A 22,505-nucleotide genomic window follows, 5' to 3' on the forward strand; every position below is an offset into this window, starting at 1 on the left:
TCGCTGCCCACTTGCTCACCCCCCTCCCGTGAAACAAGCACGGTGGCAACGGGTGGAGCAGTGGGCTCACTACGCTGAGCGCCTTCACGCCTCGGGAGGTTCAGTTGGTACGGCGGAGCATGCTCGGGCGGGACTTCCGGCGGTTGTGGGGCGCCTATGCGGTCAGCGCAGCGGGGAGTGCGGTCGGCATGGGGGCGTTGCCGCTGATCGCCCTCCTGGTGGTGGGTTCCTCGGCGTTCCAGGTCTCTCTGTTAGCTGCGTTGTCCGCGGTGGCCAGCGGGCTGATCGCTCTGCCGCTCGGCGTGCGCATCGAGCACCAGTACAAGCGGCCGGTCATGATCATCGCCGATCTGACCCGCTGCGCGGTGCTGGCGAGCATTCCGCTCGTCATGGCTTTCGGCAGACTCACCTTCACGCACCTGTGTGTCGTCGGCGTTCTCCAGACGGCGGCATCTGTCGCGTTCGACGCTGCGAGCGGCGCCCATCTCAAGGCACTCGTCCTGCCCGAGCAGCGCCTTCGTGCCAACAGCCTGTTCGAGACCACCAACTGGATCAGCGTGAGCGCCGGGCCGCCCGTCGGCGGGCTTCTGGTCGGGGCTCTGGGCCCGGTCGTCACGACGGTGGTCGACGCACTGTCCTTCCTCGGATCAGCCTTGGGTATCCGTCGCATCCGGCAGCCTGAACCTGTGCCACCGGCCCGCGCCGCCACCGCTCACCTGGGCCGTGACATCGCTGCCGGTTGGCAATTCCTCCTGAGGCACCCAGGACTGCGGCCGTTGTTCTTCAACGCGCTGCTCTTCGGCGGATCCGTGATGATGTCGTCCCCGCTGATGGCCGTCCTCATGCTCGATGACCTCGGCCTGGCACCGTGGCAGTACGGGCTCGCCTTGGGACTGCCGTGCCTGGGCGGCGTTCTGGGCTCACGCCTCACCCCGCTGCTCACCCGGCGATTCGGACAGCGTCGCATTCTGTTGCTGGCCGGTGTCGCGCGCACTCTGTGGACGATCCTGCTGCCGCTGACGCCCTCCGGTGCCGTCGGCGTGTTCGTCATCGTGGCCGCCGACTTCGGACTGCTCTTCTCCGCCGGGGTCTTCAACCCGTCATTCACCACGTATCGCATGGCGGCCACCCCGGACGCGTTCATGTCCCGTGTCGGCACCTCTTGGTCGGTCGGCTCGAAGACGTGCCAGGCCGCCTTCATGATCGTCGGTGGCCTCATCGCCGCCGCAGCGGGGGTGCGCGGCGCACTGTGCGTCGCCGGCCTGCTGTGCATGACCAGCGCGTTGCTCCTGCCATGGCGAGAGACACGTATCTCCACAAGGGATGTTCCGTCGCCCACGACGGAAGCGGTTCCGCTGCCGGCCCCGGAGAGCCCCTCTGCGTAGCGGCTTCGCCGAACCGTGGCCTCGGGGTGGGTCGCGGCGGCGGGTGGTGTCTCCGGCAGCTACGGGCCGACCGTCCGGCATAGCCGAAGCACCCCTGGTCAGGCCATGCGCTGCTGACGGGCTGTCCGGGGGCCCAGCAGCGACAGGTCCGGGACGAAGGCCCGCGCACGGCGGCGGCCGGACTGTCAGTGCCCGCACCTAGGCTGTCGCAGAGGTTCGATCGAGGAGCGCGGCAGTGCGAATAGAGCGTCACCAGGTGGGCGAAGTCGTCATTTCGGCAGCTCGCGAGGACTTCGCGAACCGCATCGGGGGTGAGGTCCGGTCCATGTCGAAGGCCGGCCGGATGACCACCTGGGAGTGGCAGTCGATCGCCGACGAGTTCCTCGACTACCTGGGCGCCCTCTCCGTCGAGACACCCGACCTCGGTACCCCGGAGGCCAAGGCCGCCCTGAAGGACGCCTCCGAGGCCGCGGCCGGCGCCGTCGCCTATGCCGCGTACCACCCGCACTGCAGCTTCCAGGTCTTCCTGGAGTACGTGAACTTCGGCATGGGTTACGAGCCAGGTGCTGACGCCCCCGAGGAGAGCGTCACGACCGGGGAGTGGATCGACGCGCTCTGCCTGTCGGTCCTCAGGGACAAGGCGCAGTTCCACGGCGAGGCCTTCCACTTCGCCCGGCAGAAGTTCACCGAGCAGGCGAAGGGCACGCCCGCCGGGGAGTTCGCCACCGGGTTGATGGCCGTGGTCCTGGACGACACGGGGGACGACGAGGAGTACCCGCCCAGCGCGCAGGCCAAGCTGGCGGCCGTGGACGCGGCCCTGGACCGTATCCGGACCCGCGCCGCAGAGACCGGCGAGCCCCTTCTGGACCGGCTGGACAGCGCGGCGCTCCACGCACTGCGCGCCCTGGTCGTCGAGGACCGGGAAGCCTTCGATGCCGTGCTCGCCGACCTCCTGCTCAGGCACGCCGCCGTGCACGGCACCTCGGCCTCGCCCAGCACTCTGCTCCCACTCGTCCCCATCGCTCTCGCCGCGCTCGCGTACCGCAAGCTGGGCTGGGCACCGGCCGTCCGTACCGACTACCTCCCGCACGCCCTGGTCACCGGCTTCGAGACCCGAGGCCCGCGGGTCGCGGGGTTCGGCCGCGACCGGAGGCCCGACGCGGTCGCCGCGCTTGCCGCGGGCCCGCTCGTGGTGGAGCGTCCGGCCTGCGAACAGGCCGGCGTTTCGCGGATCGAGGCCATGTACGAGGAGGAGCTGCAGGAGGCGTTCACCCCTGTCGACGGAAAGCCTCTCGACGTGCGGCGTCTCGGCGGCACCATGGGTGACCAGAAGCGCCTCTTCACGTGGCGGGCGGGGAACACCGGTGATGTCACGGGCACTCAGCTCGCCACTCTTCGACTGGCCTCCCGCATCGGCGCTGCCCTGTTCCGCATCGCGCAGGCGGAGCCGGGCACCGAGGCCGAGGTGGACATCGACGGGCGCACGCTGCGCTACCCGGCCGGGCGCGGCGAGGAGATCAGCGCCGGGAACTGGCAGACGGCCACCGCATTCGCCCTGATCACCGGCCGACGCGAGGACCTCGCCCCTCTGGTCCTCACCGGCCCCACCTTCGCCCGCCCGGACGGCTCCGCCTTCAGCGCGTACCGAGAAGCCCTCCACGCCTATCTGAAGGGCGTCGAGCCCGAAGCGGCCGCGCAACGGGCGCTGCAGCAGGACGAGAAGGCGAAGGACTGGGGTTTCGCGATGCCGCCGACCGTGCTGCTGTCGCAGCTCGTGGAGGGGGACGAGGAAAGCTTCAACCTCGCCCTGGCCGACGCGCTCGAACACCACCGGGACTACTACCAGGTCGCCGACCGCGCCGATGATCCGGACGCCTCCGTCAACCTGGACATCCTGGCTCTCGCCTGTCACGCACGCCGACGCGGCTGGGCGATACGGGTCGAGTCCCCCTACCTTCCGCATGACCTCTTGGCGGCCGCCGAGCCCTTCTAGAGAAGCGTGACCGACCGACCTCGCGGAGGGGCGCCTGCCGCCGGTCCGGTTCTCTTTCCGGTCCGTGAGTTCGGTCAGGCCGGGCCGGGGCACGCTCGGCAACAGCTCCGACGCCCTGATCACGCTCGCCAGATCGTGATCAGCCGGCCGACGCCGGGGCGGCTTCTACACCGCTGCGCTCCGCGGGGCAGTCCAAATGTGAGCAAGACCGGGGGCACCGTGAACCGACCACTGCTGTTCCTCGACGTGGACGGCCCGCTCAACCCTTATACAGCCAAGCCGGAAAGGCGCCCCGACGGCTACACCACACTCCGAGTGCCTCTGGACGACGGGCCACATCGGGATGACAGCGGCCTCTCCCTCCGGCGGCGCCCCCTGCGCGTCTGGCTCAACCCCGAGCACGGCCCATCCCCGCTCGGACTCGGTTTCGAGCTGTGCTGGGCCACCACCTGGATGGAGATGCCAACCGGTGGATCGCAGCGGTGCTCGGCCTTCCGGAACTTCTGATCGTCGACTTCGGCATTCCACGAACCGACAACTGACCACATCGTCGGCTCTTCAGGTGGCTACGTGTCATTGTCCGAGCCCCGTCGATCCGAGCCGACGTGCACAGCGCGGTCAGGTCGACGTGTGCGGACTTTTCTGGCCCGGTGCCGTCACCGGCGCGGTCATGTCGAGGAGTGTCATGGCGTCGTGGTCGGGGGTGCCGGGGTCGGCGGTGTAGACGCCGATGCGCTGGCCGGGGGTGCCTTCGATGTGCAGGGACTGGGAGGTGAGGGTGAGCGTGCCGACCTGGGGGTGTCGGAAGGTCTTGTGGGCGGGTTTGCGGCCGGTGACCTCGTAGCGCTCCCAGAGGCCGGCGAAGTCAGGGCTCTTAAGGAGGAGTTCGCCGACGAGGTTGGTCAGGTCGGGGGCGTCGGGGGCGGTGCCGGCGATGGCTCGCAGGCGGGCGACGCACCCCGTGATCTGCCGGTCCCAGTCGGTGAACAGGTCGCGGGCCATGGGGTGCAGGAAGAGGTAGCGGGCCAGGTTGCGGTGCTTGACCGGCCAGTCGTCGAGACCCGCGTACAGGGCGAGGCCACCAGGGTTCCAGGCCAGGACGTCCATGCTGCGGCTGATGACGTAGGCCGGGTTCGGGCGCAGTGACTCGAGCAGCAGCTTGAGGTGCGGGCGTACCGTGCGGCTGGGAGCGGGCGGCGGCTCGGGAGCGTAGCGGGCGGCTCTGGCGGCGAGTTCGCGCAGGTGCTGGTGCTCCTGGTCGTCCATGCGCAGGGCGCGGGCGAGGGAGTCGAGGACGGCGGGGCTGGGGCGGGTCTCCTTGCCGCGTTCCAGGCGTACGTAGTAGTCGATGCTGATGCCGGCGAGGGTGGCCAGCTCCTCGCGGCGCAGGCCGGGGGTGCGGCGGACGCCGGTGCCGATGGTGAGGCCGACGTGTCCGGGGCTGGTCTGGGTGCGGCGGGCGCGCAGGTAGCGGCCCAGCTCGGCGCTCTCGCTGTGCGCGCTCATCGATGCCATGACACCAGTCTCGCCCGCGGGGCACCCGTCGCGCGGGCGGGAGGGGGGCCCTGGCATTACCCCCGAAGAACCCGCCCTGCCACACGGGCGTGATCCGGGGGAAGGTGAGGCAGCGAGACGGTCGGCACCTCCGGCCCGCCGCCACGGGCGCCATCCGGCTGGTCGGGCGAGAGTGAGGGTGCCGGACGAGACATCACGGACCGGAGAGGGCAATGCGTCATATCAAGCTGCGTGACCTGGAAGTTTCCCGGATCGGGCTGGGTGCGATGGGCATGTCCCACGGCTACACCGGCTCAGGCACCGACGACGCGGAGTCGATCAGGACCGTGCACCGGGCGCTGGATCTGGGCGTCACACTCATCGACACCGCCGAGATCTACGGCCCCTACACCAACGAGGATCTGCTCGGGCGGGCCCTGAAGGGACGCCGGGACCAGGTGGTGCTGGCCACCAAGTTCGGCATGGTCTCCCACGGCGGCGAGGGCGCATGGAACCTGGACTCCGGCCCGGCCAACATCCGTACGGCTGTCGAGGGCTCGTTGCGGCGGCTGGGCACCGACCACATCGACCTGTACTACCAGCACCGCGTGGACCCGAACACGCCGATCGAGGAGACCGCCGGAGCCGTCGGCGAGCTGATCGCCGAGGGCAAGGTCCGGGCCTTCGGTCTCTCGGAGGCCGGTCCGGACACGATCCGCCGCGCGCACGCCGTACAGCCGGTCAGCGCGGTGCAGTCGGAGTACTCCCTGTGGACGCGCGGCATCGAGGAGCGCGTCCTGCCCGTACTGCGGGAGCTGAACATCGGCCTCGTGCCGTTCTCCCCGCTCGGACGCGGCTTCCTCACCGGCGCCGTCCGCTCCACCGACCAGTTCGACGAAGGCGATTTCCGGCGCGACAACCCTCGGTTCACCGGTGAGAACTTCCGGCGCAACCTCGCGCTCGCCGACGAGGTCAAGGCCCTGGCCGACGAGGTAGGCGCCACGCCCGCGCAGGTCGCGCTGGCCTGGCTGCTCGCCCAGGGCGACGACATCGCCCCGATCCCCGGCACCAAGCGCGTCAGCCGGGTCGAGGAGAACACCGCCGCCGACGGCATCACCCTGACGGCCGAGCAGCTCGGCCAGCTCTCCGGCCTGCCGCCCGCCGCCGGCGACACCCACACCGAAGCCCAGGCCCGGATGCTCGAACGCTGATCACCCCCGCCCACCGCCTGGCAAGAACCCCCGTCTGGAGCAACACCTCTCATGCGTGCAGCAGTGATGTACGGAGCCGGAGACGTCCGCGTCGTGGAACGGCCCGACCCGAAGATCGTCAACCCGTCCGACGCCGTCGTCCGTGTCGTCGCCTCGTGCGTGTGCGGCAGCGACCTGTGGCCCTACCGGTCGATGCCCGCCACCGACACCGGCCGCCCGATGGGCCACGAGTTCCTCGGCGTCGTGGAGGAGACCGGCGCGGACGTGACCGGTCTGACGGCGGGCGACCTGGTCGTAGCCCCGTTCACCTACAGCGACGACACCTGCGACTACTGCGCCAAGGGCCTGCAGATCTCGTGCCGCAACGGCGGCCGCTACGGCTTCGACGGCGTCGACGGCGGCCAGGGCGAAGCCGTCCGCGTCCCGTACGCGGACGGCACCCTGGTGAAGCTGCCGGTGGGCGCCGACTCCGCGCTGCTGCCCTCTCTGCTGGCGCTGTCGGACGTGATGACCACCGGCCACCACGGTGCCGTCACCGCCGGCGTCGCCCGCGGGGACACGGTGCTGGTCGTCGGGGACGGCGCGGTCGGTCTGTGCGCGGTGATCGCCGCCGAGCGGCTGGGGGCCGAGCGGATCGTGCTCGCCGGGCGCCATGAGGCCCGTACCGGCCTGGGCCGCGAGTTCGGTGCCACCGACGTGGTCGCCGAGCGCGGCGAGGAGGGCGTCGCCCGGATCCGTGAGCTGACCGGCGGCGGTGTGGAGAAGGTCATCGAGGCCGTCGGCACCCGGCAGGCCCTCGACACCGCGCTCGGCACGGTCCTGGACGGCGGCACCATCAGCCGCCTGGGCGTGCCGCAGTACGAGCAGGGGCCGATCGGCCCGGCCGAGTTCATGCGCAACATCACCCTGACCGGCGGCGCCAGCCCTGCCCGCGCCTACATCCCGGAACTGCTGGCCGACGTCCTGGACAGCACCATCACCCCCGGCCGCGTCTTCGATGAGACCTTCGCCCTCGACCGGACCCCGGACGCCTACCGGGCCATGGCCGACCGCCAGGTCCTCAAGGCCCTCATCCGACCCTGAGCCCCCCGCTCCTCACCCACTCAGAAGAACATTCCGCCGCCGCAGGGCACACTGGTGTCGCCATGGACACGCATCCCCTTCTGCTCACCGGCTACGGGCTCGTCCTTCGTGAGTGGACGAGCGACGACCTCGTCGTCATGCGCGAGCTGTTCGACGACCCCGACGTCGCCTACCGGACCCCGCTGGAGTCGCCGTTCAGCCAGGCAGCCGCACTGCGATACCTGCACAGCGCGGGACAAGCCCGACGGAACGGGGAGCGGATCCACCTGGCCATCACGACCGACGGGCACCAGGCGCGGGGAGAGATCCTGCTCAACCGCGTGACTGGCAGCATCGGCTACGTCGTCGGTGCCGCCCACCGGGGACAAGGGCTGGCAGTGCGCGCCCTTCGAACGATGACCGAGTTCGCGCACACCACTGCCGCCCTGCCGAAGGTGATCCTCGAGATCGAACCTGACAACCGGCCCAGCATCACCGTCGCGCGCATGGCCGGCTTCCACCCGTCCAGCCACTCGGTCCCCGAGACGGTCACCGACAAGGGCCGGACCTACGACCTGCTCATCTGGGAACACAGCCTGACCGCCGACGATCGTGGGTGAGGGACCGGCGTAGGCGGAAGGCCAGGCCCAAGAGTTCGCCATTCCACGCAGGGTCCACACAGCCGCAAACCGCGTGCCTCCGGAACGTCAGTGGTGTGCGGCGACCATGTTCTCGATCTCTTCGAGGACGAGGTCGGGGCGGTCCTCGGGGACGTCGTGGGAGCTGTGCTCGGCGGTGACGAGTGTCCGGTTCGGGCCGCTGCGGACGAATGAGGCGGCTGCGTCGCGCCAGCGCTGGGCGTCCTCAGGGGATCCGTCGAAGGGGGTCTTCTCCGAGACGATCACCGTGGCCGGTACCGCGTCCGGCCAGGCGACGGTGTGGAAGGCCTTGTTCGTCGCGACGAAGCTGTCCGCGGTGGAGATGAGCTGGCGGTTGCGCGGCTTGTCCGGGTCCTTCCTCGCCGCGTCGACCTGGGGCTGGGCGAAGGCCACCAGGCGGGCGATCTCCTCGTCGGTGAAGAGCGGGGGCAGGTTGGCGTCGACGAGGACCGCACCGGAGAGCATGCTCGGGTTGTCCTTGGCGAAGTAGGTCGCGACTTCACCGGCCTGGGAGTGGGACACCAGGATCACGTTCTTGGCGATGCCGAGTTGCCGGAGTCCCGACCTGAGGTCGCTGACCGCGCTTTCGACCTTCCACGGACCGGGCACCACGTCGCTCTTGCCGAGCCCGGCCCTGTCGTAGGTGATGACCGTGGCCCCGGTGGCCGAGTGGAGCCCGGGGACCAGTTTCTTCCAGTAGGACGAGTCCTCGCCGCCACCCGAGTCCAGGACGATGGTGGAACCGTGGCCCGGCGTGACATGGAAGGCCAGACGGTGGCCGCCGTTGTCGATCATGTGCAACTTCGCTTCGTCACCATCCTTGTCGGCGGAGTCATGGCCGTCGCAGGCGGTGACGGCACCCGCTGTCAGGGCCAGCACGGCCAGGGCCGGTACTGCGCGGTGGAGAGACCAACTTCTGGGCGTGGCACGGGACATGGCTGATCCTTCGGGCTACGAGTGCGGGGGAGACTGCGATGTCCATGATTCGGCGGGCTGGACGATCACGGAATCCGGCTGGCACGCGTGCCCAGGTGCGGTTGATGCGAGTGTGTCCGGTGGGGTTAGCCCCCGTTGGCCGAGGCGGAACTTGACGCTGTGGACTGTCCGGCCGGATCAGTGGCATCGTCGGTGATCGTGACAGAGCAAGGTTTCCTGGCGTTGGCGCCGCAGTACACCACGACATCCGAGCTGCTCTCGGCATCGGCACGGCGACGGGGGATGGACGTGGAGGTGCTTCCCGCCCATGGCGGGGTGGACACCGCCATGGCCAGGCGCGGTGGCCACTACTACGGCGGCCCCGCCTTCGCGGCACGCGTCGTGGACGCCCTCGAAGTCGCGCTCCTGGAGCCGTCCGACGAGTGGCTGACCACGCTGCCCTACGAGTACACCGGACGCCGTATCACCATGGCGACCCTGGGCGAGGCGCGCGGTCTGTCCCGGCCGGCGTTCGTCAAGCCACCGAGCGCCAAGAGCTTCCCGGCCGCCGTCTACGCCGACGGCAGTTGCCTCCCGGACGGGCCGGAGCTGTCGCCGGAGGTGCCGGTGCAGATCAGCGACGTGGTGACCTGGGCGGCGGAGTTCCGCCTGTACGTCCTGGACGGCGAGGTCCGCACGGGCTCGCGGTACGCCACCTTCGGCCGTCTCGACGCGGAGCCGCTGGAGGGGTACCGGCATGAGGGCGCGGCCCTGGAATTCGCCGACAGTCTGCTGGCCGCGTGCGGTGACGGTCTGCCCAGCGCGGTGGTGGTGGACATCGGGCTCCTGGCCGCACCTGAGGGCGGCGCCGCGGAGCAGTGGGCGGTGGTCGAGGCGAACATGGCGTGGTTCAGCAACTGCTACGCCGCCGATCCCGACCGCGCCTTGGACGTCGTCCTGCGCTCGGCCGGTCCACGGACACGACTGGCGGGGCGGGACGGCCGGTTCTGCCGGAGCACCGGGGACGCTCACCGGACCGGCTGACGATCCGGCGCGGACTCGGCCGTTGCGCGCGAGGGGGGCCACTCGGGCCGGCCGGAGTGGTGGACCGGCGATGAGTAGGGTGACGGTATGTACACATGGGGGCGCAAATTCAGATTCGCAGCGGTGTCGGCGACGGTGATGCTGGCCCTCACCGGGTTCTCGAGCCGTGGTCACGGGAGCAGCGGCCATCACGGCGGCAGCGGGGGCGGTTGCAGCAACTCCAGCCAGGATCAAGACAGTTCGTCGGTGTCCGACCTCGGCGACTCGTCCAGTGTCGATCCTGACGACTTGGACCCGTACGGTGACGATCCATACGGCGATTCGTCCGACAGCGGGGCGTACGACCTCGGGGCGAGCACGGGTGGCGGCGACGGCGGTACGTACCGTTCGCGGCCCGGCACTCGTTCCCACCCCACGACGTCCTCCTCCGGTAGCGCTGCCCGGTCCATGAAGGACGGCACCGCGAAGCTCATCCACTGCGCGAGCAAGGACGACCCGTACGCCACCGTCGAGGTCGGGAACCCGAACGGGCGCGAGGGCCCGTTCAGCGTGACGGTGCGCTTCGTGGACGAGGACGGTTTGTACCTGCCCGACGCCACCGGCGAGGTGTCGGTGCCCGCCAAGGGCGAAGCGACCGTTCGGGTGCCCGTCGCCGACTCGGGGCGCGTGGACGGGATCGACCACTGCGAGGTCGACGACTGGGCGCTCGTCGACGAGTGACGGGCCCCGCGCCAAGGGAACGCGGAGGGCAACCCCCAACTCCCCATCTGTCGCTGAGGAGTTCACAGCACACGTCGGCGCATGCACGCTTCCCGGCCGCCGGACTTTCTTCCGCGACCGGTACAACCATCCGGATACGCCGTCAGTCACACCAGACAGGAGCAAGGAGCTTCAACAGCCACACAGGGGGAACAATGCGATCCAACCGTACGGCCCTCGGCATCGGCGCCCTGGCCGCCCTCGCGCTCGCCGCCACCACGGCGATGGCGGTCCCGGCCTCCGCCGCACCCAACACCACCCCGCAGAAGGTGTGCGGCAGCGGCTACCGCACCGTCAACTCCGCCGCCGTCGGCAGCCTCGGCACCGTCTACCTCACCTACAACGCCACCACCGGCAAGAACTGCGTCACCACCATCCGCAGCAACCCCGGCACCGCCACCGAGATGTCCGCCTGGCTGTACATCACCGACACCGAGCAGGGCGACGACGACTACGGCGTCTACACCTCCTACGCCGGACCCACCTACGCCTACGGCAAGGGCCACTGCGTGGACTGGGGTGGACACATCAAGAACGTGTACACCCAGGTCTCCGGCTCCAACTGCGCCTCTCTGAAGGAGAAGCGCACCACGTTCACCCGGTAGTACCTCACCACCACACCGGGTGATGACGCGCTCTGGCGGGGCCGGGACCACCCCGTCCCGCCAGAGCCTCCGCTCCCCCACCCAGGTCATCCCCTCGCCACCCACGTTTGCCGCCCCCCAACCCGGTCACCCGGTAAGCCTGAGCCCCTGCGCCCGCAGGCATGCGCAAGGGCCGCGCGGCAGACGTTGTGGAAAGGATCAGCGAGCAGGTATGACCGACACCCCTTACACCACCACAGACTCCGGCGCCCCCGTCGAGAGTGACGAGCACTCCCTGACCGTCGGTCCCGCCGGGCCGGTGCTGCTGCAGGACGCGTACCTCATCGAGCAGATGGCGCAGTTCAACCGGGAGCGGATTCCCGAGCGGCAGCCGCATGCCAAGGGCAGCGGGGCGTTTGGGCGGTTCGAGGTGACCGGCGACGTCAGCGGCTACACCAAGGCCGCCGTGTTCCAGCCCGGCACCCGTACCGATCTCGTCGCCCGCTTCTCCACCGTCGCCGGGGAGCGTGGCAGCCCGGACACCTGGCGTGACCCTCGCGGCTTCGCGGTGAAGTTCTACACCAGCGAGGGCAACTACGACATGGTCGGCAACAACACGCCCGTGTTCTTCGTGAAGGATCCGATGAAGTTCCAGCACTTCATCCGGTCCCAGAAGCGGCGCGCCGACAACAACCTGCGTGACCATGACATGCAGTGGGACTTCTGGACCCTCTCCCCCGAGTCCGCCCACCAGGTCACCTGGCTCATGGGCGACCGCGGCGTCCCCCGCACCTGGCGCCACATGAACGGCTACAGCTCCCACACCTACATGTGGGTCAACGAGGCCGGCGAGAGGTTCTGGGTCAAGTACCACTTCAAGACGGACCAGGGCATCGAGTTCTTCACCCAGAACGAGGCCGACCAGATGGCCGCGGTCGACACGGACTACCACACCCGCGACCTCTTCGAGCACATCCGCGACGGCGAGCACCCGAGCTGGACCATGTACGTGCAGATCATGCCGTACGAGGACGCCGCCGGGTACCGCTTCAACCCGTTCGACCTCACCAAGGTGTGGCCGCACAGCGACTACCCGCTCATCGAGGTCGGCCGGATGACGCTCGACCGCAACCCCACCGACAACCACGCCGAGATCGAGCAGCTCGCCTTCCAGCCGAACAACCTCGTGCCCGGCGTGGGCCCCAGCCCCGACCGCATGCTGCTGGCCCGGCTGTTCTCGTACGCCGACGCCCACCGCCACCGCATCGGCGCCAACTACGCGCAGCTCCCGGTCAACGCCCCCGTCGCGGACGTCCACACGTACTCCAAGGACGGCGCGATGGCGTACCGCAAGACCACCGACCCGGTCTACGCCCCCAACTCCAAGGGCGGCCCCGCAGCCGACACCGCCCGCTTCGGCAGCCCGCCGAGCTGGGAGGCCGACGGCGCGATCACGCGGAGCGCCTACGTCCAGCACGCCGAGGACGACGACTGGGGGCAGGCGGGCACCATGGTGCGCGAGGTCCTGGACGACGACGCCCGCGACCGCCTCGTCGACAATGTCGTCGGCCACCTGCTGAACGGCGTCACCGAGCCCGTCCTGGAACGCGCCTTCCAGTACTGGACCAACATCGATCCGAAGATCGGCCAGCGCATCGCCGAGGGTGTGCGCGCCAAGGCCGACGATAAAGACCCCAAGGCGGGTGAGCAGGGCAATCCCGCTCGTCGCAGCATGCAGGGCAAAGCCTGACCACGTCCCGTCGGCGCCCCTCCCCCGTCCGTGCGGGGAGGGGCGCCGGGCCGTGTCAGTCCGGCGAGGGTGGGTACTGCGGAGTCCATGAGTGTCACATCTCTGATCGACACAGCCCTCGACCGTTCCGTCGTCCTCGGCTACGGGTGGCCCGGACTCGTGGTGCGGCGCGCCCTGCCGGGCTGGCCTGACGGGCCCGAGCGCATGGACGGCAAGGTCGTCCTGGTCACCGGTGCCGGTTCCGGCGTCGGTCTCGCCGCCGCCATCGGCTTCGCCCGGCTGGGGGCCTCGGTCCGGGTCCTGGGGCGCAGCCAGGAACGTGCCGAGGAGGCCGCCGCGCTCACGCGGGAACAGGCCGGCGACGACGTCGACGTCCGGCCCGTCGCGTGCGACGTGAGCAGCCTGGCCGCGCTGCGGGACTTCACCACCCGGTTCCGGGAGCAGGAGGACCGGCTCGACGTGCTGGTCAACAACGCCGGGGTGATGCCGGACGAGCGGCAGTACAGCGTGGACGGGGTCGAGCTGACGTTCGCCACACATGTGCTGGCGCCCTGGGTGCTGATCGAGGAGCTGACACCGCTGCTCACACGCGCGGCGCCCTCTGTCGTCGTCAACGTGACTTCGGGCGGTCAGTACGGTCAACAGCTTCCGGCGGGCGATCCGGAGTCCGAGGAGACGTCGTACAGCCCGAAGAGGTTCTACGCCCGGACCAAGCGCGCCCAGGTCGTTCTGACCGAACAATGGGCCGAGCGGCTGCGGGAGCAGGGTGTGCATGTGCACTCCATGCATCCGGGGTGGGCCGACACCAAGGGCGTGCGGCACTGGATGCCCGTGTTCCGGGCGGTGACCTGGCCGATCATCCGCACCCCGGCTCAGGGCGCCGACACGATCGTCTGGCTCGGCTCGGCCCAAGAGGCCACGGACAGCGACGGCCTCTTCTGGCACGACCGCCGCCCGCGGCCCACGACCTACACGATCGGGGCCGACGACGACCCGGAAGAGGTCCGCACGGAACTCTGGGAGTACGTCGAGTCCGTCGCCCACGGCGAACGGGCCGCTTAGGCCCGGAGCTGCGGTGACGGCGGCAGCAGCCATCTGATCAGTGCCGTCACCGCCGCCCCGGCCGGGCCTACGCACCAGCGTTCGGTGCGGGGCAGGACCGGGAGGTGCAGTTGTTCGCGGGACCAGTCGGGGAGCAGGGACACCGCTGCCGCGCCGAGGAAGAGGTACGGGGGGAGGACCGGTGCGGGGAGGGGCGGGCGCAGGAGGATGTAGTGCACGGCCTCGCGGGTCTGGGGGGTGATGCGCAGTTCGGGGCGGTAGGAGTCGAGGCGGTCGTGGAGTTCCGCCAGCGTCGTCGGGGGGTCCGCGATGCCGAGCGCGGTGGCGACCCTGGCCATGTCGGCGACGTAGGCGTCGCGGCCCGCCGCGTCCAACGGCCGTTTGCCGTAACGCTGGTGGGCGGTGAGGAAGCAGTACGCCTCGGCGCAGTGCACCCAGGCCAGCAGGTGCGGGTCCGCGGCGTGGTACGGCTCGCCCTCCGCCGTGCGGCCCCGGATGTTCTCGTGGACCGCTCGCACGCGGTCCACGGCTCGCTGGGCGTCGTCCGCGGCGCCGTAGGTGGTGTAGGCGAGGAACGTGCTCGTGCGGGCGAGGCGGCCCCAGGGGTCGTTGCGGTAGTCCGAGTGGTCGGCCACCGCTGTCATCGCCAACGGGTGCAGGGACTGGAGGAGGAGGGCGGAGAGGCCGCCGGGGAACATCGAGGCGTCCCCGTGGACGACGCGGATCGGGCGGTCGGCCGCGAACCAGCGAGGGCCCGGTGTGCCGTGCACGCGCCGTCTGCTTTCGAGCCCTCCGGGGCCTGCGACGCCGCGGAAGAGGGCGTCACCGAGGCGGCCGCGCAGTCCGGAGCGAGGCGCCACCGCGGCTGCGGGTGCGCCGCTGGGGCCCGGTCGCGTCCGCGTGGGTGCGGGTCGGTCGGCCATCACCCTGCCCCAATCGGTCGCGGACCCCTCCGGTCCAAGTGAACAGCGGCGGTCCGGGCGACGCCAGCCGCATCGTTGCTGCGTCGCTTCCTCGGCCGCCCTTTCCTCAAGCGTCCAGTTCGCGCAGGAACTCCTCCAGGAGGGCCGCGAACTGCCCCGGTGCCTCCATCGTGACGTAGTGGCCCACGCCGTCGATCGTGGCCATGCGCCCATCGGGTACCTCGCCGACCAAGGCGTCCACGGTGGCCAACAGGCCGGGGGCGTCGAGGGCGCCGTTGATCGCCAGGACCGGGACGGTGATCTCCTTCGCGCGGGAAGCGGGATCGGGGACCAGGACCCGGTGGTCGGGCTCGTCCGGGGTGTGCTTCATCAGGGTGTTCAGGGTCATCTCCCGCACATGCCGGACGATGCCCTGGTCCACGTCAGCGAGGGTGCGGGCCGGGCCGGGGAGCCACTGGACGAACGCTTCCAGCCAGGCGGGGATGTCGCCCGAGGCCAGCGCGCGCGTCTGCGCTTCCTGGAGGGCCGAGGACCAGGGGTCGCCGAGGTCCGGTTCATGGAGTCCCCGGCCGCTGACGACCAGGGCGCGGACCAGTTCCGGGTGCTCCAGGGCGGTGTCGAGGGCGATCAGGGCGCCCATCGAGACGCCGACCAGGACGGCCGGCTCGCCGAGGTCGAGGTGGCGCAGCAGCGCGGCCAGGTCGTCGGTCTGGCGGAACGGTCTGCTCGCGTTCGCGGAGAGGCCGTGGCCTCGGGCGTCCGGGGCGATCACCCTGTGGTGCCGGGCGAGGGCCGGGACCAGGTTGTCGAACTGGGTGTGGTCCGTGAAGCCGGTGTGCAGCAGTACCAGCGGGCGGCCGGTGCGGGGGCCGGTGTCGAGGTAGGCGAGTGGACCGTCGTCCGAGGCGTAGGTCTGGACGGGCCGGGCCGTGTGCAGATCCTTCATCATGACAACCAAGGTGTCATGTCTCGTCGAGTATGGCAACCAAGGTGTCATGATGGTGTGCGTGACCAAGATCCCGGACGACCGACCGCTCTCCCCCGACGAGCTGCCCGAGCGGCTGATGGAGGTGTTCGCACTGGTCGGGCCGCTCTACCGGCGCGTCCAGCGCAAGATCGAGCAGGACGCCCCGGCCCAGGGGCTCTCCGTCGGCACCCGTGCGGTGCTCGACCTGCTGCGCGAGCACGGCCCGATGACCGTTCCGCAGCTCGGCCGGGCCCAGTCACTGAGCCGGCAGTTCGTGCAGCGCATGGTCAATGACGCGGCCGCGCACGGGTTCGTGGAGACGATCCCCAACCCGGCGCACCAGAGGTCCTCGCTGGTCCGTCTCACGGAGGCCGGCCGCACCGCGATCAACACGGCGGTCGCCCGTGAGCACGCGCTGCTCCGCCAGGTCGGCGGCGACCTCACCGGGTCCGAAGTGGACTCGTGCGTCAGGGTGTTGGGACGGATGCTGGAGCTGTTCGGTGACGTGGAGGTCACCGGCACTCCCCCGCGCTAGGCGGTGCTCAGGTCGTCGTCCCGGCGCGCGCTCTCCGCAGGTCCCGTACGAGCGTGCACGACGCGCCCAGGAAGATCACGGCTGCGGCGGCGGGCCAGAGGGCGGATGCGCCGGAGCGGTACTCCCCGACCGCCAGGGCGAGCAGCAACACGCTGATGAGAGCACCGGCGGCCGAGATCAGGGTACTGATGCTCTTGGTCACGGGGACATCATCGGTGACGACCTCGCCCCGGGGGAAGGATCTGGGCGAGGATTATCGATAACTGGGTGGCGTGGCACGCTAGTTACCGGCAAGCATGCACCGCATGACTGAGCAGCCATCGCGATGGACCGAGGCGACCGTCTACCCCGACATGTGGGCCGATCCGGACGTCGACCCGCGCAACACCGAAGGTCCCAGTCCGGAAGGCGAGTCGGCGACACTCCAGGACTTCCTGACGAACTACCGGCTGACCCTGCGGATGAAGTGCGAGGGGCTCGACGCGGCCCGACTGGCCCTCCGGTCCGTCCCGCCGTCGACGATGTCGCTGCTCGGGCTGGTCCGGCACCTCGCCGAGGTGGAACGGGACTGGCGCAACTGGATCAGCGAGGGCGAGCCGCTGCCGAAGATCTACGGCGCGCGGGACGCGGACTTCGACGGAGCCGTCGCCGAACAGGCCGTGGTCGACGCCGCTTTCCGCGATCTGGAGCGTGAACAGGCCGCGACCGACGCCGCCTTGGCCGGGCACCCGGACCTGGGGGCGCACGTGGGCAAGGAGGGCATCGCGGTCCGGGAGCTGTTGGTGCACCGGATCGAGGAGTACGCCCGGCACTGCGGACACGCCGATCTGCTGCGTGAACGGGTCGACGGGAGGGTGGGGCAGTGAACCCGGTTCACCACCGCGCGGGGTGAACCGTCACGCCCCCACTCCCCGTCCACGACGAGGTCGCCGCCGCCTTACGCGGGGCCCTCGCCCTCCGGCCGCAGGAACGACATCACGGCCTGCGTGAACTTCACCGGCTCGGCGGCATGGACCATGTGCCCGGCCCGAATGGTGACGAGCCGTCCGCGCGGGATACGCCGGGCCAGCTCGCCGACGCCCTGCTGGTCCACGTGACTGCTCGGGCCACCGGCCACGACCAGGGTCTCGGCCGTGATCCCGCTCAGGCGTTCCAGCCAGCGCGGGTCGGGTGTGTCGATCTGCCCCCGGAGGGCCGGCACCGCCTCCCAGTCGAACGTCAGCTCCCCGTCCGGCCGGATCGGGCTGGTCACTTGCCGCGGGAGCGGGGCCGGCACGTCCTCCAGGACGAGCCGGCGCACCCGCCGCGCCTGCTCCTCGGCGAGCAGGTAGGCGGCGACCCCGCCCATCGAGTGCCCGATCACATCCACCTGGTCCAGTCCGAGCGCGTCCAGGAAGCCGAGTACGTCGTCCCGCATGAGCTCGAGCGAGTATTTCCCCGGCCACTCGCTTCGGCCGTGCCCCCTCAGGTCGGGGAAGTAGACGCGCCAGTGCTGCGCGAAGACCGGGACCAGGGGCTCCCAGTCGGTGGAGTTCTCACCGAGGGCGTGCAGCAGAAGCAGCGGCGGCGCGTCCGGGGGGCCTGCGACCTGATAGGCCAGCCGGATACCCCCGACGTCGATCGAGCGATGATCAGCCATGCCGGGACGATAACCGTTGTGGGCCCGTCCCGCACCAGGGCGAACTGGCCCGCACGCGAACTCCGTTGAGCCTGCTCGGCAGGGTCACGCAGAAAGGGGCGGGGTGGTCGGATTCGAACCGACGTCCTCCGAGATGCTGTCGCGGCGCACTACCTCTGTGCTACGACCCCGCCTTGTTGTCGATCATAGACCTCTGCCCGGCGCGTGGACAGGTTTTAGGACCGGTCTGGATCACTCGCACAGGGACCGGTAGCGTTCTCCGGGTGAACACCGGATCGGCGCTACGCCATGCACAGAACGGTCAGCCGGTGGACGGCTGAGGGCGCGGCGGGCTTTCGCCCGCGGGCCTCCGGGTCTCGTACGTCACCACGCGTCCGAGTCCGAAACCACCGTGAGGTCAGTCGTATGTCCGCAACGTTCAACCACACCATCATCGCCGCCAGGGACCGCGAGGAATCCGCCCGATTCTTCCGGGAGTTGCTGGAGGTGAAGGCGGCGCCGTCCTGGGGGCCGTTCGTCAACGTCCAGCTCACCGACGGCGTGCTGCTGCAGTTCGCCGAGCCGCCGGTGGACATCCAGATGCAGCACTACGCCTTCCTCGTCGACGACGAGCTGTTCGACCGTGCCTACCAGCGGCTCCGGGACGGCGGCGTCGTGCACTGGGCCGATCCGCAGATGCGGCGCCCCGGCGAGATCAACCACGAGCACGGCGGCCGGGGTGTGTACTTCAAGGACCCCGCCGGCCACGCGATCGAGCTGATCACCCGGCCGTACCTGTAGTGCCGACCGAGAGGAACAGCGACCGTGAGTGATTGGCATCTGTCAGAGACGTTCCGCAGTACGTCGGGTGGCGTCCGCTGGGACAGCCTCGGTCAGCCCGGCCAGGACCCGGTCGTGCTCCTGCACGGCACGCCCTTCTCCTCCTACGTATGGCGCGCCGTGGCCCGCGCGCTCGCCCGGCACCATCAGGTGTTCGTGTGGGACATGCCCGGTTACGGCACGTCGGAGATGTCCGACGGCCAGGACGTCTCCCTGGCCGCCCAGGGCAGGGTCTTCACCGAGTTGCTGGCGCACTGGGGCCTCGACGAACCGAAGGTGATCGCCCATGACTTCGGCGGTGCCGTCGCCCTGCGGGCACATCTGCTGCACGGCGCTCGCTACCGTGCGCTCGCGCTGGTCGACCCGGTCGCGCTGGCTCCCTGGGGTTCCCCGTTCTTCCGGCTCGTCGGCGAGCACTCCAAGGTCTTCGAGCAGCTACCACCCCCGCTGCACCAGGCGTTGGTGCGCGAGTACATCAGCTCGGCCAGCAGCCCCGGTCTGCGCCCAACCCTCCTCGACCGGCTCGTGCGGCCCTGGCTCGGCGACCCCGGCCAGGCGGCCTTCTACCGGCAGATCGCCCAGGCCGACCAGCTCCACACCGACGAAGTGCAGGAGCGGTACGGCGAGATCGATCTGCCGACGTTGATCTGCTGGGGGCAGGACGACACCTGGATCCCTCCCGCCAAGGGCCGGGAACTCGCCGCCCGCATCCCGGGCGCGCGACTCGAGCCGGTCACCGGTGCCGGCCACCTCGTCCAGGAGGACGCGCCGGCCGAACTCACGGCCGCTCTCATCGCCTTCTGCCACCGACCGCACTGACGCCCGGCGCGATCCGGTGGCGCCACGCGACCGGCGACCCGGCCGGGCACCCCTGCCACGGGTGCCCGGCCCGAGTGTCATTCGCGGTACGAGCCGACCTGCCGCACCGTCACCCGGTCCAGCCTCACCGAGCCGTCCTCGGCGAACACCTGGACCCCGTCGGAGGCCGGGTCCGGGAACACCAGGTCGGTGATGGTCGCTTCGCCGTCGCCCCCGTACACCTCGACGGAGGACCAGTCGACCAGGACGCGGAGTCTGACCTTGCCGTCGCGGGGCTTCAGCGGGGCCCGCTGGACTCCTGGGAAGGACGGGCTGAAGTCCGTGACCCCGGAGCGGGTGCGGTCGACGTACATCTCGCCGGTCGTGCGGTCGTAGCCGACGACCGTCTCCTCGCCCCCGGCCCCCGTACGGACCTTGAGGCCGAAGCGGGCCGCGTCCCGGACGGAGAAGGTGGCCTCGATGTCGAGGGCCTTGCCCTTGGCCGGGAGGGGGCGGGAGGTGTCCGTGACGGTGACGCCGGCCGTCGTGGCGGGCTGCCGCCACAGGGTGGAGAGCGCCGCCACCGGCTCGCCGACCAGGCGGGGGCGGCCGTCGATCGTGCGCAGGGTCAGGCGGCGGGGCACGGTCTGGGCGCTGCGCCAGGGGGTGGTGGGAGTGGCACCGGCGTAGTCAAGGCCGGCCATCCAGCCGATCATGTATCGCTGGCCGTCGGGTGCGTCGTTCCAGGTCACGGCCGCGTAGTGGTCCTTGCCGTAGTCGACCCAGGATGCGCGGTCCACGGCGGAGCGGGCGGGGGCCCGGGCCGCGGTGAAGCTGTCGGCCATGATGTGGCCCCAGCCTCCGGTGTTGCGGTCGACCAGTTGGATGCGGGCGGTGCGGTCCTGGTAGGGGCGCAGGTCGAAGGAGGCCCAGTCCATCGCCTCGCTGTCGGAGCCGGTGACGCTGCGGACGACCTGGCCGTCGACCAGTAGGTTCACCGCCGTCTCGTCGGTGAGGCCCTCGGCACGCGTGTCGGAGAGGACGAGGTGGTCGACGTTGAGGTGGCCCCAGCGGCCGGTGTTGTCGTCCACGATCCGGATGCGGGCCCGCTTGCCTCTGAGGTCGCGCACGTCCCAGGAGGCCCAGCCGAGCGCCTCGGCGTCACGGCCGGTGGTGGTGCGTACCGTGCGGCCGTCCACGACGAGTTCGACGGCGGTGCGGTTCGCGGAGGCGGCAGGGTGGTTGCCGCCGCCCACGAGGAAGTCCAGGTAGTCCTTGTCCAGCGTGAACTCGGGTGAGGTCAGCGTGCCGGTGCCGGGGTCGCCGCCCCGGTAGGTGTTGACCAGGCCGTCGCCGAGCCAGCCGGAGACCTGCTGCTGGTCGGGGAGCGTCCCGGTGGCCGGTGCGGTGCCGAAGGCGTCGCCGGTCGCGGTCCAGTCGCCGTACGTACCGCCCTCGAAGTCGGCGAGGACGGTGCCCTCGGGCGTGGGCCCGCGGTCCACGGCGGTGCCGGGTTCGTGCGGGTGGCGTCCGCCGCCGGCCTTGAAGTTGAGGTACGGGGTGTTCACCGTGAAGCCTGGCGAGGTGAGGGTGCCGGTGCTCGGGTCGCCGCCGTGGAAGCTGTTGGCCAGGCCCTTGCCGTCGAAGCCGGTGACGGTCTGCTGGCCGTCCACCGCCCCGGACGCCGGTCCGCCGCCGAACGCGGTGCCGGTGGCGGTCCAGTCCCCGAAGCTCGCCGCCTCGAAGTCCTGGACGGCCGTGCCCGGCGGCGGGGTGTACGTGCCGTCGTCGTCCGGGGTGAACCTGGTGCCGTCGAAGTCACCGGTGAAGTGCTGCGTGCCCGAACCACCAGCCACCGCGCCTGGGTTGACGTTGGTGACCAGGACCCACTTGACCTTGCGTGAGTTGCCGTCGACGGCGAGGGGAAAGAGGTCCGGGCACTCCCAGACACCGCCGGTCGCCCCCGCCGGGCCGAAGTCGCTCAGCAGCTTCCAGTCCTTGAGGTTCTTGGAGGTGTAGAAGCGGACCTTGTGCTCGGTGGGCAGCGCGACGGTCATCAGCCAGCTCTTGGTGGGCGCGTACCACTGGACCTTGGGGTCGCGGAATTCGGTGGAGCCGATGTCCAGTACGGGATTGCCCTGGTACTTGGTCCAGCTGCGGCCGCGGTCGGTGCTGTAGGCGAGGGACTGGGCCTGCTTGCCGCCGCTCTTGAAGGCGCTGGTGTAGACGGCGACCATCGGCGGGTTGTCCGGGGTGCCGAAGCCGCTGGTGTTGTTCCGGTCGATCACCGCGCTGCCGGAGAACACCATCTCCTTGTCGTCGTGGGAGAGGGCGAGCGGGAGCTGCTTCCAGTGCACGAGGTCCGTGCTGACGGCGTGGCCCCAGGACATGTCGCCCCAGGAGTTGCCGTTGGGGTTGTACTGGTAGAAGAGGTGGTATTCGCCCTGGTAGTACACGAGACCGTTGGGGTCGTTCATCCAGTTCTTCTCGGGGGTGAAGTGGAACTGGGGGCGGTAGGTCTCGGTGTAGGGCGGTGCGTCGGCGGCGGCCGCCGGCGGGGTGAGCGAGGCGGCCGCCAGGGCGCAGGCCGACAGCGACGCCGCGATCAGCCAGGCGCGAGCGTGCCGCGCTCCACGTACCGAGCTCATGACATCTCCTGTGCTGCGGTCGGCCCCGCGGCGGAGCGTGACGCGCGGGGCGCACGGGTCCGGGAAGGAGTGGGCAGGCCGCCGGCGCCGTCGTCCCTGGCGTCGGCGGGAGATGTCATCGTTGACTCATGTCATCGATGACAGCGAGCGGGTGCGTCGATGATGCGGCAGGGACACGGGCGCGTCAACGGTTCGCGCGGCGGCGTTCGTTGGCTGATTCCCGCCGGGCGGCACAAGCCGCATGCGTTGCCGATTTGT

The 22,505-nt window shown here is 70.4% G+C and carries 21 protein-coding genes, 1 tRNA gene and 1 pseudogene; 15 read left to right on the top strand and 8 right to left on the bottom strand.

Annotation, left to right across the window (positions count from 1 at the left end):
• Window positions 1–119: 119 nt before the first annotated feature.
• The 3 genes and pseudogenes from HEK131_RS15480 to HEK131_RS15490 form a co-directional block, all read left to right on the top strand.
• Window positions 120–1,385, top strand: a complete 1,266-nt coding sequence (locus HEK131_RS15480) for an MFS transporter (RefSeq protein ID WP_244335755.1) — start codon at window positions 120–122, stop codon at window positions 1,383–1,385.
• Window positions 1,386–1,710: 325 nt separating this feature from the next.
• Entirely contained in the window at window positions 1,711–3,378 is a 1,668-nt protein-coding gene (locus tag HEK131_RS15485) for an immunity 49 family protein (RefSeq protein ID WP_432215632.1), read from the top strand.
• Between the two features lie 219 nt (window positions 3,379–3,597).
• Window positions 3,598–3,899: pseudogene (locus HEK131_RS15490) on the top strand (hypothetical protein); the annotation flags it as partial.
• Between the two features lie 97 nt (window positions 3,900–3,996).
• Here HEK131_RS15490 and HEK131_RS15495 read toward each other — a convergent pair.
• Complete coding sequence (locus HEK131_RS15495; protein WP_244335756.1) at window positions 3,997–4,893, bottom strand: helix-turn-helix transcriptional regulator; 897 nt, start codon at window positions 4,891–4,893, stop codon at window positions 3,997–3,999.
• A 212-nt stretch (window positions 4,894–5,105) separates the two neighbouring features.
• Here HEK131_RS15495 and HEK131_RS15500 point away from each other — a divergent pair, with 212 nt between their 5' ends.
• From HEK131_RS15500 to HEK131_RS15510, 3 genes are all read left to right on the top strand, one after another.
• Window positions 5,106–6,083 (top strand): aldo/keto reductase, encoded by a 978-nt coding sequence (locus HEK131_RS15500; protein WP_244335757.1) that lies wholly within the window; start codon window positions 5,106–5,108, stop codon window positions 6,081–6,083.
• Window positions 6,084–6,134: 51 nt separating this feature from the next.
• Entirely contained in the window at window positions 6,135–7,166 is a 1,032-nt protein-coding gene (locus HEK131_RS15505) for a zinc-binding dehydrogenase (protein WP_244335758.1), read from the top strand.
• A 62-nt stretch (window positions 7,167–7,228) separates the two neighbouring features.
• Window positions 7,229–7,765, top strand: coding sequence for a GNAT family N-acetyltransferase (locus HEK131_RS15510; protein ID WP_244335759.1), 537 nt, complete (start codon window positions 7,229–7,231; stop codon window positions 7,763–7,765).
• Between the two features lie 87 nt (window positions 7,766–7,852).
• Here HEK131_RS15510 and HEK131_RS15515 read toward each other — a convergent pair whose 3' ends face one another.
• Entirely contained in the window at window positions 7,853–8,740 is an 888-nt protein-coding gene (locus HEK131_RS15515) for an alpha/beta fold hydrolase (protein ID WP_244335760.1), read from the bottom strand.
• Between the two features lie 195 nt (window positions 8,741–8,935).
• Here HEK131_RS15515 and HEK131_RS15520 point away from each other — a divergent pair, with 195 nt between their 5' ends.
• The 5 genes from HEK131_RS15520 to HEK131_RS15540 all read left to right on the top strand — a co-directional run bounded on the left by HEK131_RS15520 (window position 8,936) and on the right by HEK131_RS15540 (window position 13,918).
• On the top strand, window positions 8,936–9,763 hold the full coding sequence (locus HEK131_RS15520; protein WP_244452029.1) for an ATP-grasp domain-containing protein: 828 nt from the start codon (window positions 8,936–8,938) through the stop codon (window positions 9,761–9,763).
• 447 nt (window positions 9,764–10,210) lie between these two features.
• Complete coding sequence (locus HEK131_RS15525) at window positions 10,211–10,483, top strand: hypothetical protein (RefSeq protein WP_244335761.1); 273 nt, start codon at window positions 10,211–10,213, stop codon at window positions 10,481–10,483.
• 194 nt (window positions 10,484–10,677) lie between these two features.
• Window positions 10,678–11,127 (top strand): spore-associated protein, encoded by a 450-nt coding sequence (locus tag HEK131_RS15530; RefSeq protein ID WP_217464629.1) that lies wholly within the window; start codon window positions 10,678–10,680, stop codon window positions 11,125–11,127.
• A gap of 211 nt (window positions 11,128–11,338) precedes the next feature.
• Window positions 11,339–12,856 (top strand): catalase, encoded by a 1,518-nt coding sequence (locus tag HEK131_RS15535; protein WP_244335762.1) that lies wholly within the window; start codon window positions 11,339–11,341, stop codon window positions 12,854–12,856.
• An 87-nt stretch (window positions 12,857–12,943) separates the two neighbouring features.
• Window positions 12,944–13,918 carry an SDR family NAD(P)-dependent oxidoreductase gene (locus HEK131_RS15540; RefSeq protein WP_244335763.1) on the top strand — a complete coding sequence of 325 codons (975 nt, stop codon included), beginning with the start codon at window positions 12,944–12,946 and terminating at the stop codon, window positions 13,916–13,918.
• Here HEK131_RS15540 and HEK131_RS15545 read toward each other — a convergent pair.
• Both HEK131_RS15545 and HEK131_RS15550 read right to left on the bottom strand, forming a co-directional pair.
• The gene (locus HEK131_RS15545) at window positions 13,915–14,688 is read right to left on the bottom strand and encodes an oxygenase MpaB family protein (RefSeq protein ID WP_308409292.1); all 774 of its coding nucleotides are present in this window, start codon (window positions 14,686–14,688) and stop codon (window positions 13,915–13,917) included. The two genes, HEK131_RS15540 and HEK131_RS15545, sit on opposite strands and share 4 nt — an antisense overlap.
• A gap of 259 nt (window positions 14,689–14,947) precedes the next feature.
• Window positions 14,948–15,790: an alpha/beta fold hydrolase gene (locus tag HEK131_RS15550; protein ID WP_244335765.1), complete on the bottom strand. Its 843-nt coding sequence runs from the start codon at window positions 15,788–15,790 to the stop codon at window positions 14,948–14,950.
• Between the two features lie 115 nt (window positions 15,791–15,905).
• On the opposite strand from HEK131_RS15550, the gene HEK131_RS15555 reads away from it, so the two are divergent.
• Window positions 15,906–16,343, top strand: coding sequence for a MarR family winged helix-turn-helix transcriptional regulator (locus HEK131_RS15555; protein WP_217464663.1), 438 nt, complete (start codon window positions 15,906–15,908; stop codon window positions 16,341–16,343).
• A gap of 7 nt (window positions 16,344–16,350) precedes the next feature.
• Here HEK131_RS15555 and HEK131_RS15560 read toward each other — a convergent pair whose 3' ends face one another.
• Complete coding sequence (locus HEK131_RS15560) at window positions 16,351–16,545, bottom strand: hypothetical protein (RefSeq protein ID WP_244335766.1); 195 nt, start codon at window positions 16,543–16,545, stop codon at window positions 16,351–16,353.
• Between the two features lie 94 nt (window positions 16,546–16,639).
• Between HEK131_RS15560 and HEK131_RS15565 the strand changes: the two genes are divergently transcribed.
• On the top strand, window positions 16,640–17,209 hold the full coding sequence (locus tag HEK131_RS15565; RefSeq protein ID WP_244335767.1) for a DinB family protein: 570 nt from the start codon (window positions 16,640–16,642) through the stop codon (window positions 17,207–17,209).
• A 71-nt stretch (window positions 17,210–17,280) separates the two neighbouring features.
• Here HEK131_RS15565 and HEK131_RS15570 read toward each other — a convergent pair whose 3' ends face one another.
• Complete coding sequence (locus tag HEK131_RS15570; protein ID WP_244335768.1) at window positions 17,281–17,982, bottom strand: alpha/beta fold hydrolase; 702 nt, start codon at window positions 17,980–17,982, stop codon at window positions 17,281–17,283.
• Between the two features lie 97 nt (window positions 17,983–18,079).
• A tRNA-Leu gene (locus HEK131_RS15575) sits at window positions 18,080–18,154 on the bottom strand.
• A gap of 233 nt (window positions 18,155–18,387) precedes the next feature.
• Between HEK131_RS15575 and HEK131_RS15580 the strand changes: the two genes are divergently transcribed.
• Together HEK131_RS15580 and HEK131_RS15585 are read left to right on the top strand one after the other, a co-directional pair.
• Window positions 18,388–18,762, top strand: a complete 375-nt coding sequence (locus HEK131_RS15580; protein ID WP_244335769.1) for a VOC family protein — start codon at window positions 18,388–18,390, stop codon at window positions 18,760–18,762.
• Between the two features lie 24 nt (window positions 18,763–18,786).
• Window positions 18,787–19,620 carry an alpha/beta fold hydrolase gene (locus HEK131_RS15585; RefSeq protein WP_244335770.1) on the top strand — a complete coding sequence of 278 codons (834 nt, stop codon included), beginning with the start codon at window positions 18,787–18,789 and terminating at the stop codon, window positions 19,618–19,620.
• Between the two features lie 77 nt (window positions 19,621–19,697).
• Here the strand turns inward: HEK131_RS15585 and HEK131_RS15590 are convergent, their stop codons facing one another.
• Complete coding sequence (locus HEK131_RS15590; RefSeq protein ID WP_244335771.1) at window positions 19,698–22,247, bottom strand: glycoside hydrolase family 32 protein; 2,550 nt, start codon at window positions 22,245–22,247, stop codon at window positions 19,698–19,700.
• Between the last annotated feature and the right edge of the window lie 258 nt (window positions 22,248–22,505).

It is taken from the genome of Streptomyces seoulensis, assembly GCF_022846655.1.
Lineage (GTDB): Bacteria > Actinomycetota > Actinomycetes > Streptomycetales > Streptomycetaceae > Streptomyces.

Excerpts from the sequence above, each read along its gene's own strand:
- HEK131_RS15480 (WP_244335755.1), top strand. The coding sequence starts at position 120 with ATGCTCGGGCGGGACTTCCGGCGGTTGTGGGGCGCCTATGCGGTCAGC.
- HEK131_RS15485 (WP_432215632.1), top strand. The coding sequence starts at position 1,711 with ATGTCGAAGGCCGGCCGGATGACCACCTGGGAGTGGCAGTCGATCGCC.
- HEK131_RS15495 (WP_244335756.1), bottom strand. The coding sequence starts at position 4,893 with ATGGCATCGATGAGCGCGCACAGCGAGAGCGCCGAGCTGGGCCGCTAC.
- HEK131_RS15500 (WP_244335757.1), top strand. The coding sequence starts at position 5,106 with ATGCGTCATATCAAGCTGCGTGACCTGGAAGTTTCCCGGATCGGGCTG.
- HEK131_RS15505 (WP_244335758.1), top strand. The coding sequence starts at position 6,135 with ATGCGTGCAGCAGTGATGTACGGAGCCGGAGACGTCCGCGTCGTGGAA.
- HEK131_RS15510 (WP_244335759.1), top strand. The coding sequence starts at position 7,229 with ATGGACACGCATCCCCTTCTGCTCACCGGCTACGGGCTCGTCCTTCGT.
- HEK131_RS15515 (WP_244335760.1), bottom strand. The coding sequence starts at position 8,740 with ATGTCCCGTGCCACGCCCAGAAGTTGGTCTCTCCACCGCGCAGTACCG.
- HEK131_RS15525 (WP_244335761.1), top strand. The coding sequence starts at position 10,211 with ATGAAGGACGGCACCGCGAAGCTCATCCACTGCGCGAGCAAGGACGAC.
- HEK131_RS15530 (WP_217464629.1), top strand. The coding sequence starts at position 10,678 with ATGCGATCCAACCGTACGGCCCTCGGCATCGGCGCCCTGGCCGCCCTC.
- HEK131_RS15535 (WP_244335762.1), top strand. The coding sequence starts at position 11,339 with ATGACCGACACCCCTTACACCACCACAGACTCCGGCGCCCCCGTCGAG.
- HEK131_RS15540 (WP_244335763.1), top strand. The coding sequence starts at position 12,944 with ATGAGTGTCACATCTCTGATCGACACAGCCCTCGACCGTTCCGTCGTC.
- HEK131_RS15550 (WP_244335765.1), bottom strand. The coding sequence starts at position 15,790 with ATGATGAAGGATCTGCACACGGCCCGGCCCGTCCAGACCTACGCCTCG.
- HEK131_RS15555 (WP_217464663.1), top strand. The coding sequence starts at position 15,906 with ATGGAGGTGTTCGCACTGGTCGGGCCGCTCTACCGGCGCGTCCAGCGC.
- HEK131_RS15565 (WP_244335767.1), top strand. The coding sequence starts at position 16,640 with ATGCACCGCATGACTGAGCAGCCATCGCGATGGACCGAGGCGACCGTC.
- HEK131_RS15570 (WP_244335768.1), bottom strand. The coding sequence starts at position 17,982 with ATGGCTGATCATCGCTCGATCGACGTCGGGGGTATCCGGCTGGCCTAT.
- HEK131_RS15580 (WP_244335769.1), top strand. The coding sequence starts at position 18,388 with ATGTCCGCAACGTTCAACCACACCATCATCGCCGCCAGGGACCGCGAG.
- HEK131_RS15590 (WP_244335771.1), bottom strand. The coding sequence starts at position 22,247 with ATGAGCTCGGTACGTGGAGCGCGGCACGCTCGCGCCTGGCTGATCGCG.